This window comes from Flavobacterium praedii (assembly GCF_026810365.1).
Classification (GTDB): domain Bacteria; phylum Bacteroidota; class Bacteroidia; order Flavobacteriales; family Flavobacteriaceae; genus Flavobacterium; species Flavobacterium praedii.
Window position 1 is genome coordinate 3,460,863 of record NZ_CP113948.1, and the last position, 12,764, is coordinate 3,473,626.

Annotated in this window: 9 protein-coding genes; 5 read left to right on the plus strand and 4 right to left on the minus strand. The window is 34.3% G+C overall.

All coding sequences use genetic code 11. From position 1 onward, the window contains the following. Positions 1-114: 114 nt before the first annotated feature. Positions 115-1,395 carry an isocitrate lyase gene (gene aceA, locus OYT91_RS14625; protein WP_281238553.1) on the minus strand — a complete coding sequence of 427 codons (1,281 nt, stop codon included), beginning with the start codon at positions 1,393-1,395 and terminating at the stop codon, positions 115-117. A 73-nt stretch (positions 1,396-1,468) separates the two neighbouring features. Continuing rightward, the gene (gene aceB / locus OYT91_RS14630) at positions 1,469-3,070 is read right to left on the minus strand and encodes a malate synthase A (RefSeq protein WP_281238554.1); all 1,602 of its coding nucleotides are present in this window, start codon (positions 3,068-3,070) and stop codon (positions 1,469-1,471) included. Positions 3,071-3,190: 120 nt separating this feature from the next. Here aceB and OYT91_RS14635 point away from each other — a divergent pair, with 120 nt between their 5' ends. Beyond that, positions 3,191-4,672 carry a helix-turn-helix domain-containing protein gene (locus OYT91_RS14635; protein WP_281238555.1) on the plus strand — a complete coding sequence of 494 codons (1,482 nt, stop codon included), beginning with the start codon at positions 3,191-3,193 and terminating at the stop codon, positions 4,670-4,672. Positions 4,673-4,820: 148 nt separating this feature from the next. Here OYT91_RS14635 and OYT91_RS14640 read toward each other — a convergent pair whose 3' ends face one another. Then, positions 4,821-6,182 carry a hydroxymethylglutaryl-CoA synthase family protein gene (locus tag OYT91_RS14640; protein WP_281238556.1) on the minus strand — a complete coding sequence of 454 codons (1,362 nt, stop codon included), beginning with the start codon at positions 6,180-6,182 and terminating at the stop codon, positions 4,821-4,823. A 379-nt stretch (positions 6,183-6,561) separates the two neighbouring features. On the opposite strand from OYT91_RS14640, the gene OYT91_RS14645 reads away from it, so the two are divergent. The 4 genes from OYT91_RS14645 to OYT91_RS14660 all read left to right on the plus strand — a co-directional run bounded on the left by OYT91_RS14645 (position 6,562) and on the right by OYT91_RS14660 (position 10,992). Further along, positions 6,562-7,227: a succinate dehydrogenase cytochrome b subunit gene (locus OYT91_RS14645; protein ID WP_281238557.1), complete on the plus strand. Its 666-nt coding sequence runs from the start codon at positions 6,562-6,564 to the stop codon at positions 7,225-7,227. A 101-nt stretch (positions 7,228-7,328) separates the two neighbouring features. Next, positions 7,329-9,338 carry a fumarate reductase/succinate dehydrogenase flavoprotein subunit gene (locus tag OYT91_RS14650; RefSeq protein ID WP_269224191.1) on the plus strand — a complete coding sequence of 670 codons (2,010 nt, stop codon included), beginning with the start codon at positions 7,329-7,331 and terminating at the stop codon, positions 9,336-9,338. 7 nt (positions 9,339-9,345) lie between these two features. After that, positions 9,346-10,107: a succinate dehydrogenase/fumarate reductase iron-sulfur subunit gene (locus OYT91_RS14655; protein WP_269224190.1), complete on the plus strand. Its 762-nt coding sequence runs from the start codon at positions 9,346-9,348 to the stop codon at positions 10,105-10,107. 120 nt (positions 10,108-10,227) lie between these two features. Beyond that, entirely contained in the window at positions 10,228-10,992 is a 765-nt protein-coding gene (locus OYT91_RS14660) for a nitrilase family protein (RefSeq protein WP_281238558.1), read from the plus strand. On the opposite strand, the gene OYT91_RS14665 is transcribed toward OYT91_RS14660, so the two are convergent. Next, positions 10,984-12,657: an Ig-like domain-containing domain gene (locus OYT91_RS14665; protein ID WP_281238559.1), complete on the minus strand. Its 1,674-nt coding sequence runs from the start codon at positions 12,655-12,657 to the stop codon at positions 10,984-10,986. The two genes, OYT91_RS14660 and OYT91_RS14665, sit on opposite strands and share 9 nt — an antisense overlap. Positions 12,658-12,764: the final 107 nt, after the last annotated feature.

The window sequence follows — 12,764 nt, forward strand, 5'->3', positions numbered from 1 at the left end:
TTAGTTTTATAAAATAATGAAAATCTTTATGTTGTCATTTTTAGTGTTTTTTTTAAATATAAAAAGCACGAAGAAATGAGCGTATCTTCGTGCTTTTGAGAAAAGTATTTAAAATTAAAACTGGGCTGTCTCTGTAGAATCTTTCATGGCTGTAGTAGACGATTTTCCTGTAGTAACCGTGTTTTGTACTGCATCAAAATAAGAGGTTCCTACGAAATTTTGGTGTTTTACAGCTCTAAATCCATGTTGTTGTAATGCAAATTCTCTTTCTTGTAATTCAGAATAGCCTGCCATTCCTCTTTCTTTATAGGCTTTAGACAATTCGAACATACTGGTGTTTAAGGCATGGAAACCTGCCAAAGTGATGAATTGGAATTTGTAACCCATTGCCGCCAAGTCTTCTCTGAATGTTTCCATTTCGGCTACTGATAATTTGGCAGCCCAGTTGAAAGAGGGTGAGCAATTGTAAGCCAGCATTTTACCTGGAAATTCTTTATGAATGGCATCTGCAAAGCGTTTAGCATAAGCCAAATCAGGGTTGCTGGTTTCCATCCAAATCAAATCGGCATAAGGTGCGTAGCTTAATCCACGGTCAATTCCTTGTTCTACGCCACAGTTTACATAGAAAAATCCTTCGGCTGTTTTTTCTCCAGTGATGAATTTGGCATCTCTAGGATCAATATCACTGGTTAGTAAATTGGCAGCATCGGCATCAGTTCTAGCTACTACCAAAGTTGGAGTTCCCATAACATCGGCAGCCAAACGTGCAGCAATTAGTTTATTGATTGCTTCTTGAGTAGGTACCAAAACTTTTCCTCCTAAGTGACCACATTTTTTGGCAGAACTCAATTGATCTTCAAAGTGAACACCTGCAGCACCAGATTCGATCATAGATTTCATTAATTCGAATGCGTTTAAATTCCCACCAAAACCTGCTTCGGCATCGGCTACAATCGGAACTAAATAATCTTTTTTATCAGCAGTTCCATTCACTACTTGTATTTGATCGGCACGTAAAAGTGCGTTGTTGATTCTTTTTACTACCAAAGGAACGCTGTTGGCTGGATATAAAGATTGGTCTGGATACATTTCGCCAGCCACATTGGCATCGGCCGCTACTTGCCACCCGCTTAAATAAATGGCTTCAAGACCTGCTTCAACTTCTTGAATAGCTTGGTTTCCTGTAAGTGCGCCCAATCCTGCTACGAAATCTTGAGAATTTAGTTTGTCCCACAATTTGTTGGCACCAATTTTGGCAACACTATGCTCAATTTGGTAGGAGCCTTGCAATTTGATAACTTCTTCGGCGGTGTAAGGACGTTCTATTCCTTTCCATCTTGGGTTTGTAATCCAGTCAGTAACTAATTCTTGAATTCTTGTCTCGGTTGTTTTCATAATTTTAAGTTTAATAGCGTTTGTTGGTTATTTTTTTTGGTTTATTTTTTATTTTAAAATTGACATTGACATTTTACAGGTATTTATAACCGATAAGAGTAAGAAACTCGATAAAATTTTCATTTACAACCAAAGTATCTAGCAATTGTTCCGCTAAGTGATAATTTTGGGTTTCATGATTTTCGTCTCCTACACTTTTTTTAATTTTTTCAAATTCTTCCATGGCAATACGATGGTAATAATCTTCGGTCAATGTTTTTCCATTGTCTAAAATCACTTCATTTTGAAGCCATTGCCACAATTGAGATCTTGAAATTTCGGCAGTTGCAGCATCTTCCATTAAGTGGTGTAAGGCCGCAGCACCTTGTCCGTTAAGCCAAGAAGCAATGTATAAGACAGAAATGCTGATGTTTTTTCGAACCCCTTCTTCTGTTATTGTTCCTTTTGGGATAGCCAACAAATCTTCAGCGACCACATTTACATCCTCCCTGGTTACAAAGATTTGGTTGGGAGTAGGCATGTATTTGTCGAAAACAGATTTCGCTAAAGGCACTAAATCAGGATGGGCTACCCATGTACCATCATGTCCGTTTTTTACTTCTCTTCTTTTGTCGGTTACTACTTTGTCAAAAGCGATGTTGTTAGCTTCTATGTTATTTTTAATCGGAATTTGTGCTGCCATTCCTCCAATAGCATGTATGTTGCGTTTGTGACATTTTTGAATAACCAATAGCGAATAAGCACTCATAAATGGCGTAGTCATGGTTACTTGATCACGATTTGGAACGATGTAGGTTTTGTTTCTTCTTAGTTTTTTAATGAAAGAAAAAATATAATCCCAACGGCCACAATTTAGTCCTACGATATGATCTCTTAATTCGAATATGATTTCGTCCAATTGAAAACTAGCGGTAATTGTTTCAATCAAAACGGTCGCTTTGAAAGTGCCATTTTGTTCCCCCAAATATTCTTGGGCAAATTCGAATACTTCATTCCACCATCTTGCTTCTAAATAGTGTTCTAATTTTGGCAAGTAGAAATACGGAGCAGTTCCGTTTTTGGACAATTGTTCATGATTATGAAAAGCATAAAGACCGAAATCAAGTAAAGAGCCTGAAGTTTCCTCACCGTCAATTGTAATATTTTTTTCGTTCAAGTGTAATCCTCTGGGCCTTACAATTAAGATTGCCGTATTGTCATTTAGTTCATATTTTTTGTTTTTGGCTGTATCTTCAAGTGTAATAGTTTTGTTTACGGCATCTATGAGGTTTTGCTGTCCTTCCATCAAATTTTTCCAAGTAGGAGAAGTACTGTCTTCAAAATCAGCCATAAATGTATTGGCGCCAGAATTGAGTGCATTGATGACCATTTTGCGATCCACTGGTCCTGTAATTTCGACTCTTCTGTCTAATAAATCTCTAGGAGTTTTGGCGGCAATCCAATTGCTTTCTCTAATCATTCTTGTTTCGGTAGGGAATGAAGGCAAAGCACCTGCATCAAAGAGGACTTGTTGTTTTTTGCGGTCTTCTAATAACGAAAGTCTTTTGCTATTGAATTTTTCATGCAATTCTGTCAAGAATTCGATCGCTTCTTCCGTTAAAATTTCTGGATACTGTTGTGTGATTCCATTTGTGATTTGGAATTTTTTTTCTGTGGTTTCAGTTTGGTTTTTCATAACAAATTCATTTTGATACTGCAATACTACAAAAAGTTTTTTACAAAACAAGCGAACGTTCGCTAAAATTGAAAAATATTTTTTTTGAGGATTTTATTTTTTTAGTTTATCTTTGATTTTATGAATGTAGAAAAAGAGTATATCAAGTTGATTTTTGGCCTTAAACTCAAGCAGGCTCGAACAAATAAAGATTTATCATTATTTGGCTTGGCCAAAATAACGGAGCTGTCTAAGTCGTATTTGAATGAAATAGAAAAAGGAAAAAAATATCCAAAAACGGAAAAGATTATTCTTTTGGCAGAGAAATTAGATGTTTCTTACGATCATATGGTGTCCTTAAAACTCGATAATAATCTCGCTCCAATTGGAGAAATATTAAAATCGGGAATTTTAAAAGAGATTCCATTAGATTTATTTGGTATTCAAGAAGCCGATTTAATTGACATTATTGCCAATGCTCCTGCGAAAGTCAATGCCTTTATCAGTACCATTATTGAAATTGCACAACATTATAACTTAACCCGAGAAAGTTTTTTCTTGGCTTCCTTGCGCTCCTATCAAGAAGCGTATAATAATTACTTTGAAGATCTGGAAGAGAAAGTTTTGTTGTTTTGCAAAGCATTTCATATTACAAACACAACCAATATTTCAATTGATGAATTGTCTGCCATCTTAATTGAAGAATATGGATACTCTATAAAAGAAATTGTTTTTTCGGAACAAGAAGAATTGGGGGATTTGAGATCTATTTTTGTACCCAAAAGCAGGACTTTATTGCTTTCATTAGGAATTGACGATTCTCAAAAAGCGTTTATTTTGGCCAAAGAAATTGCATATAATTTTCTTGAAATAACAGAACGTTTGTATACTTTCAGTTGGATCAAATTTGATAATTTCGATCAGGTTCTCAATAATTTTTATGCTTCCTATTTTGCGGGAGCGTTGTTGTTACCAAGACAACATTTGATAGATGAGTTAAATGTGTTTTTATCCAACAGCAATCCAAAGCCTCAAGAAATGGTTCAATTGATGGGAAAATTCAATGTTTCTCCAGAATCTTTCTACCAACGATTGACCAATATACTGCCGAAAGATTTTCAAATAAAGAATCTCTTTTTTCTTCGCTTATCACATGATATTGGAACAGATACCTATCAAATTAAAAAAGAATTACACATTACCAATCAGCAAGAACCTCATGCCAATGAAATGAATGAGCATTATTGCAGAAGATGGGTTTCTATTAAAACAATAGTAGAATCTTTGAAGCAAAAGAAGGCACATTTTTTTGATGCTCAAATTTCTCGTTATGAAAATAGTAATAATGAGTACCTCGTTTTTTCGTCGGCAACACCGGATCCTTTTAAGAAAAATTGTTTGCGCAGTATTTCGGTTGGAATCTTAATTACACCTTCGGTTAAGAAGAAATTCAAATTCATCGAAGGCGATTCGGTAAAAAAACAATTAGTAGGGGTTACTTGCGAAACCTGTTCGGTTAAGGATTGTTTGGAAAGGGCTTCACCTCCAATTCATCTAGATCGCAAAATTAGAAACGAAAAGACGGATGTTACTGTTCAGGACTATATGGCTAAATATAGTTAAAGTAATTAGTATTTGCATGGATGCAATTCAATTTTAGATTTTTTTAAACCATCAAGAAATTAAGAATCATTTAGACCGAATGCTTAATGATTCTTAATTTTTTAATGGTTAAATTTTTGGACTAAAGCTTTTATTAGTAATGCTAAAGTTACTCAACCCATTTGTAATAGCGGGCTCCAATTAAATTTGGTATTTCGCTTTCAATTCGATCCAGAATCCATTCGTTTTTGGGTTCTTGAATGCTTTGTTTTTGTTCCTTTTTGTGTAATTTTTCATAAGTTTCAAAATCAATTTCAAAGCTATTTTCCAGTGTTTCAAAAAGAGAAACAGTAGCTAGAGCTGATTTCCATTCGGATTGAATAGTGCCTTCGAAAACTTTTGATTTAGAGCCACTTCCATAAGCAAGAAAGCCAAATTTTTCGGCTGCAATTTCTTTTTTGGAATCATAAAAATGCGCCAAAGTAGAAAGTAATCCCATAAAAATTGAACCAGTATATAAGTTTCCAATCAAAGAAGACGCGATTTCTGCAGGTTGTAATTTTTCGGAAACGAATGTTTTGTACTCCTCGGATTTGCTGATTTCTTTTAATTTGTTCTGGTATTCAGAAGCGGTTTCTTCTCCTGAAATAATCGGAGTTGAAGCGTCCAAAGCGTATATTTCAGACAACATTCTTCGGCCTTGAAAAGCGTAAGGCAAATGCATTACAATACTTTTCCAGGAATGGTAAATAGTATCTTGGGTGTTTTTTAATTTCTTGAATGAAAAATAAGCATCTCTAGTTCGATCCATATAGCACTGATTGGAGTATTGACCATCAAAAACGGGTTGGTCTTTGTGGATTTCAATTTCGCTTTCTAAATTGTCAAACCAAGATTCATTATTTGTATTTCCTGTGATCTGTTGTTTTGAAACTGTTCTGTATGGTTTGAAAAAATCAAAAACACCTTTTGTACTTACGCCCCAGTGATTTTCAAAAGTAATAATTCTTGGGTTTGAAGCAATCAGCATCGCCACTGCACCTGCGCCTTGTGTGTATTCGCCTGTAGAATTTAAGTCGTATTTGGCAAAATCAGTCGTAACAACTATCGCTTTTTTGGTTGGATTAAGTTGAACAAAATCAAGGCAGTTTTGCATCGCATCAACACCTCCAATGCAGGCAAAAGTAAAATCAACCACATCACATTCTGACAAAGTACCTTCTCCAAATTTTTGTTCCATCAGGGAAATCAAGAAAGAACTTATGGGTTTTGAACTGTCAATAGCACTTTCGGTACCAACGTATATTCGGGCAATATCTTCTAATTTTATGTTATTGTCTTGGACTAATTTTGTCAAGGCATTGGCTCCAAACACTACGGTATCTTGGTGCGCATCTGGCAAAGTCATTTTTAATAGGCCCAATCCTTTTTCGAGTTTCTCAGGTTCTATGTTTCTAGCAAGTGCTAATGTTTTTATGGGTAAGTGTAATTTGGCAACATCAAAAGCTATTGCATCAATTCCGATTTTCATCTTTAATTTTTTTGGCAAAATTATAACTCCACTTTTGAATATCTATTGTTTTGACATATAAAAAATGATGATTTGGTTGTTTTTATTTATTTGAACTCTAAAAGCTCATTTTTTAAGATTTTTGATAATTTTTATTCCCTTCCTAAAGTTTTTTTTGAGTTATTTATAAAGGATAAATTAGTGTTTTTTTAAGCTTTGTTTAATTAACATACGGATTTGCAAAGTGTTAAGCTTTGTTTTTTTTGCACTTGAAAATAGGCAGGTTAAACACTTTAAAATGATTATAAATAGAGCAGTAAAAAGGGTTAAAAGGTTGTGATTCTTTATTAATTAACCTAAATTTGTTCGACTTTTTAAAAAATAAAACATTTATATTATTATGGCAAAATCTGCAATATTGAAGTCGTCTATAGCTAAAAAAGTAGCTATGGCGCTTTCAGGACTTTTTTTGATTATGTTTCTATCGCTACACGTTTTTATTAATTTCGTTTCGGTTTTTAGTGCCGATGCTTTTAATGCGATGTCACATTTTATGGGTTACAATCCGTTAATCCAATTTGTAATGCAACCCATCTTGGTTGCTGGAGTAATTTTTCACTTTGTTATGGGATTCGTTCTTGAATTGAAAAACAGAAGTGCTAGACCTGTTGCTTATGCAAAATATGATGGTGCTGCAAACGCATCATGGGCTTCTAGAAATATGATTATTTCCGGTTTAGTTGTGTTGGCTTTTTTAGGTTTGCATTTCTATGACTTTTGGGTTCAAGAAATAGCATACAAATATTGTTTAGGGAATCCTATAGATGAAACTCGTTATTATGGCGAATTGGTTCATAAATTTGAAAGCCCAGTTCGTACAGGTTTATACAGTATTGCTTTCTTGTTATTATCCGTTCACCTTTGGCATGGATTTACTTCTTCTTTGCAATCAATAGGATTCGATAATAAAATCGGAAAATCACTGCATAAAATCTGCTATGCTTTTGCAATTATAGTTCCTTTTGGATTTATTTTCATTGCACTATTTCATCATTTTAATAATTAATATCACTCTATAATGAAATGAGTTTAATTTAATTTGGTTTCTTAAAATCAAATTAGTTAAGCAAATTACATAAGACCGATAAAAAAAATAAAGATCAACTTATGAAACTAGATTCTAAAATACCTGAAGGTCACATTTCACAAAAATGGACTGATTATAAAGATCACTTAAAGTTGGTTGCTCCAAACAACCGACCAAAAATAGATATTATCGTAGTAGGAACGGGATTGGCGGGTGCTTCAGCAGCAGCGTCTTTTGCCGAAATGGGTTATAATGTAAAAGCATTTTGTTATCAAGATTCTCCACGTCGTGCGCACTCAATCGCTGCGCAAGGAGGAATCAATGCTGCAAAAAATTATCAAAATGACGGTGATAGTACGTTCCGTTTATTTTATGATACAATCAAAGGAGGAGATTACAGAGCACGTGAAGCAAACGTTCACCGTTTAGCCGAAGTTTCTGGAAATATTATTGACCAATGTGTGGCTCAAGGTGTTCCTTTTGCTCGTGATTACGGTGGATATTTAGATAACCGTTCTTTTGGAGGAACTCAAGTACAACGTACTTTTTATGCAGCAGGTCAAACAGGTCAACAATTGTTATTGGGAGCGTATTCCTCTTTGTCTAGACAAATTGGTTTAGGTAAAGTTGATATGTACAACCGTCACGAAATGTTAGAATTGGTAAAAGTAAACGGTAAAGCTAGAGGTATCATTGCTCGTAACTTAATTACCGGTGAATTAGAAAGACATTCTGCTCATGCTGTAATTATTGCAACTGGAGGATATGGAAACGTTTACTTTCTTTCTACCAATGCAATGGGATCAAATGTAACTGCTGGTTGGAAAGTGCACAAACAAGGCGCTTTGTTTGCAAATCCTTGTTACGTTCAAATTCACCCAACTTGTATTCCTGTTCACGGTACCAATCAATCTAAATTAACTTTAATGTCTGAGTCCTTAAGAAACTCTGGACGTATTTGGGTACCAAAGAAAAAAGAAGATGCTGAAGCTATTCGTGCTGGTAAAATGAAACCAACTCAAATCGCAGAAGCAGATAGAGATTATTATTTAGAAAGAAAATATCCAGCATTTGGTAACTTAGTACCTCGTGATGTGGCTTCAAGAGCAGCAAAAGAAGTTTGCGACGCAGGTCATGGTATCGAAGCTAATGATACCAATGAAGGAGTTTATTTGGATTTCTCTACAGAAATTCAATCTAAAGGAAAACAAACGGCTTACGCCAAAGGAAATCATAATCCTTCTCAAGAAGAAATTCTTTCATTAGGAAAAAAATGGTTAGAGGAGAAATACGGTAACTTGTTTACAATGTACCAAAAAATCACGGATGAGAATCCTTATGAAACTCCAATGAAAATTTATCCTGCTGTTCACTATACCATGGGAGGTGTTTGGGTAGATTATAATTTACAATCAACTATTCCAGGTTGTTTCGTTGCAGGAGAAGCGAATTTCTCTGATCACGGAGCGAATCGTTTAGGAGCTTCTGCTTTGATGCAAGGATTAGCCGATGGGTATTTTGTATTGCCATACACTGTTTCAGATTATTTGGCAGATGATATTCGTACTGGAAAAATCTCTACAGATTTACCAGAATTCGTTGAAGCTGAAAAAAATGTAAAAGATTCAATTGATAAATTCTTATCTAATAATGGAACAAAAACGGTGGATCATTTCCACAAACGTTTAGGTTTAATTATGTGGAATAAAGTAGGAATGGGTCGTAATGAAAAAGGTTTGCAAGAAGCTATTACTGAAATTGCTGCTTTAAAAGAAGAATTCTACAAAGAGGTGTACGTTCCAGGAAGTGCAGATGAATTAAATCCAGAATTGGAAAAAGCACTTCGTGTTGCCGATTTCATTGAATTAGGACAATTAATGGCTATCGACGGATTACAACGTAAAGAGTCTTGTGGAGGTCACTTCCGTGAAGAATACCAAGATGCCGAAGGAGAAACACTTCGTGATGATGAAAACTTTAAATTTGTTGGTGCTTGGGAGTACAAAGGAGATGACATCAGCAAAGAAGAGCTTCACAAAGAAGAATTGAAATATGAATTTATCAAAATAGCCGCAAGAAATTACAAATAAAAAAATTATGAGTGCAGCAAAAAATATCAATATAACCCTTAAAATTTGGCGTCAAAAAAACTCCAAAGAAAAAGGGAGCATGGAAAGTTATAAATTAGATAATGTTTCTACTGCTAGTTCATTTTTGGAAATGTTAGACCAATTGAACGAACAATTAGTAAACGAAAGAAAAGAACCAATTGCCTTTGACCACGATTGTCGTGAAGGTATTTGCGGAATGTGTTCTTTATACATCAATGGGCGTGCTCACGGACCAGACACTGGGATCACAACTTGTCAATTGCACATGAGAATGTTCAATGACGGTGATACTATTGTAGTGGAACCATGGAGAAGTGTTGCTTTTCCGGTGATCAAAGATTTAGTGGTAGATAGAACTGCTTTTGAAAGAATTCAACAAGCTGGTGGATTCGTTTCAGTGAATACTTCTGGAAACACAATCGATGCCAATACTATTTTAGTACCCAAAGATGATGCAGACAAAGCTTTTGAAGCGGCAGCTTGTATCGGTTGTGGTGCTTGTGTAGCTACTTGTAAAAACGGATCAGCAATGTTATTTGTTGGAGCAAAAGTTTCGCAATATGCATTATTGCCACAAGGAAAAGTAGAAGCTACAAACCGTGTATTAAACATGGTACGTCAAATGGACGAAGAAGGTTTTGGTAACTGTACCAATACCGGAGCTTGTGAAATTGAATGTCCTAAGGGAATTTCATTGGAGAATATTGCTCGTATGAATAGAGAATATTTATCAGCAAGTTTGAAATAGTATTTCAATATAGTTTATATCAAAAACGTCCCAATTATTGGGACGTTTTTTTGTTTAATAAAACCTTTGTGAATCTCTTTTTATCTTTGTGTATCTTTGTGTAACAGCAAAGTATTCAAAATGAAAATCGCACTCGTACAATCGGCATTGTCCTGGGAAAACCCAGAAAAGAATCGAAAAAAACTTGGTGAGAAAATCAATGCTATTACCGAAAGTATTGATTTAATTATACTACCCGAAATGTTTACTTCGGGCTTCACCATGCAACCCAATATTGTTGCCGAAACGATGCAAGGAGAAACGATTATTTGGTTAAAACAGTTGGCAAAAGACAAAAATTGTGCCATTACAGGAAGTTTGGTTATTTCTGAAAATGGTAATTTCTATAACCGATTGGTCTTTGTTTTTCCAACAGGTGAAATTCAATTTTACAACAAAAAACACTTATTTACACTGGCAGGAGAAGATGAAGTTTATACTGCTGGTGACAAAAAATTAATTGTAGAATATAACGGATGGAAAATTTGTCCGTTAATTTGTTATGATTTACGTTTTCCTGTTTTTGCTAGAAACGTCGAAGAATATGATGTGTTGCTTTATGTTGCCAATTGGCCAAAAGTACGAATCAATGCTTGGGATGCTTTGCTAAAAGCACGTGCTATAGAAAACATGAGTTATGTCGTTGGAGTCAATAGAATTGGTGAAGATGCCAACAAATTTGAATATAATGGTCATTCCCAAGTAGTCAATTTCTTGGGAGAATATACGTTGGAACCGATAGAAACTAAAGGTGTTTTTATTGTCGAATTAAATAAAGCAGAGTTGTTATTAGCTAGAAAAAAATTTAGTTTTTTAAACGATCAAGATGCTTTTGTGTTAAAATGAACTAGATTTCTTTTTTTCTTTTTCTTTTTTCTTTTTCGGTTCTGGAGTATATGGAATACTCAAATCAAATGTTTGCGTGACATCCCAATTTGTTCTTACATCTACCTCCTTCGAAAGATAGATCACTTCTTCGGCCTGTTTTTTTTCAAGATAACTTCCAGTATCCCATTGTTTATTTTTATTGTCATCATAAATCGCTCGAAGGGTATATAAAAAAGGCTCAAGAAGATTGAATTCTATTTCTGTTTTACTGTCTGTATACTCAGTTGCTTTGACTATGGTGCCTTTTTCATCCGTCAATTGAATGATAACTGGGAAACGTTTTACGTTTTTCAAACTCAAAATAAGATTCCCGTAATCAGCACGATTTCTTGTACTGGTGCTAAATGATATGGTGTCATTTGTTTTTTCAAAAAAATCAGTAACAGCACCTGGCATCATTTTCAAATTGTATTTCTGTGCTTCTTCAATTTTAAAATCAATATATAATTCTTGAGTGTATTCATCATATGCTGTTGTAAAGTTGACTGCTGCCGAATCTTTATCAATAAGTTTTATTTTGGATTTATCAAATTTCACCAATGGTGTATTGGATTCCAATGTAAATCGGTCTCTAAAATTCAATACGCCACTTTGTACTGCTTTGAGTGTCAAAGTATCGTTTTTTTGTTTTTTGATTTTAAAAGTAAAATCCTTTTTGTAATTATCTTTTACAACATTTAAGGAAAGAGAATCGACTTTCAACGGTTTAAACCAGATTTGTAAAGAGTCTTTTTTGGCTATTTTTGTTACAATTGTTGGTAATATGTCGCCTTTGCTTTTTAATGTTATTTTAGGTTTCGTTTCTTGGGTATAATTCTTGCCTTCGTAGCCCATAATTAGTCTGTTTCCAGACGCTTGGGCGGGTTTTATAGCTTTAAATGGCAAATCTTCCTTGAATAATTCCAGTTCAAAAACAGTATCATTGGGGATGGTCACAATTTGTTTGTTAAACCCAATTCGATCTGATTTAGGATTGAATTTGTTATTTTTATTGTTGTCTTTCAAAGCAATCAGGAAATATTTACCCGCTTTTAGATTCTCCAGTCGAAACGTTTTTAAACTGTCTAAAGTATTGGTAACATATCTAGGGTTTTCTTTGTAAATAGTAGAATCATTAAATTTTTCATTAGCTTCATAAAGCATAATCGACACAAAAGAAGCAACTTCTTTATCGTAGGCATCTTTTACTTTTCCGCCCAGTGCCAATGAATCAATATAATCGCCTGTAGAAAACACATATTTGAATTGGTTGTACGGATTTCCCTCGTTATTATCAGCAATACTCTGTCCAAAATTCAAGCTATAAGTTGTATTAGGAAGTAAGGTGTCTTTTAATGTAATAGTAAGATTCTTTGTTGGAGTTGTCGGAATGATTAAGGGTTCATTCTTCATCGGAGGCGAAATAATCAACTGCTTGTTTAGATCTTTAAGTTTGATATTTTCATCAAAAACAAGTTTAATTTTATTGCCTTGAAATTTAATCGAATAATTTTCAGGAAAACTAGATTTCAAAGTTGGTGCAATAGTATCTTTTGCACCGCCAGTTATAGAACCCCTTTTTGCACAACTCATAAAAAAAAGCAAGAGTAAAAAAGGAATATATTTAAAAATGTTTTTGAACATAATACGTCGAAATTTGATTCTACAAAATAACAATTATATTTACTGTAATCGAAATATTTTGCCAATTATTAGGAGCTATTTCCTGCTGTACACTATATCTTTTTATG

Bases quoted from the DNA above. Each gene is read 5' to 3' on its own strand.
- aceA (WP_281238553.1), bottom strand. From the start codon at position 1,395: ATGAAAACAACCGAGACAAGAATTCAAGAATTAGTTACTGACTGGATT.
- aceB (WP_281238554.1), bottom strand. From the start codon at position 3,070: ATGAAAAACCAAACTGAAACCACAGAAAAAAAATTCCAAATCACAAAT.
- OYT91_RS14635 (WP_281238555.1), top strand. From the start codon at position 3,191: ATGAATGTAGAAAAAGAGTATATCAAGTTGATTTTTGGCCTTAAACTC.
- OYT91_RS14640 (WP_281238556.1), bottom strand. From the start codon at position 6,182: ATGAAAATCGGAATTGATGCAATAGCTTTTGATGTTGCCAAATTACAC.
- OYT91_RS14645 (WP_281238557.1), top strand. From the start codon at position 6,562: ATGGCAAAATCTGCAATATTGAAGTCGTCTATAGCTAAAAAAGTAGCT.
- OYT91_RS14650 (WP_269224191.1), top strand. From the start codon at position 7,329: ATGAAACTAGATTCTAAAATACCTGAAGGTCACATTTCACAAAAATGG.
- OYT91_RS14655 (WP_269224190.1), top strand. From the start codon at position 9,346: ATGAGTGCAGCAAAAAATATCAATATAACCCTTAAAATTTGGCGTCAA.
- OYT91_RS14660 (WP_281238558.1), top strand. From the start codon at position 10,228: ATGAAAATCGCACTCGTACAATCGGCATTGTCCTGGGAAAACCCAGAA.
- OYT91_RS14665 (WP_281238559.1), bottom strand. From the start codon at position 12,657: ATGTTCAAAAACATTTTTAAATATATTCCTTTTTTACTCTTGCTTTTT.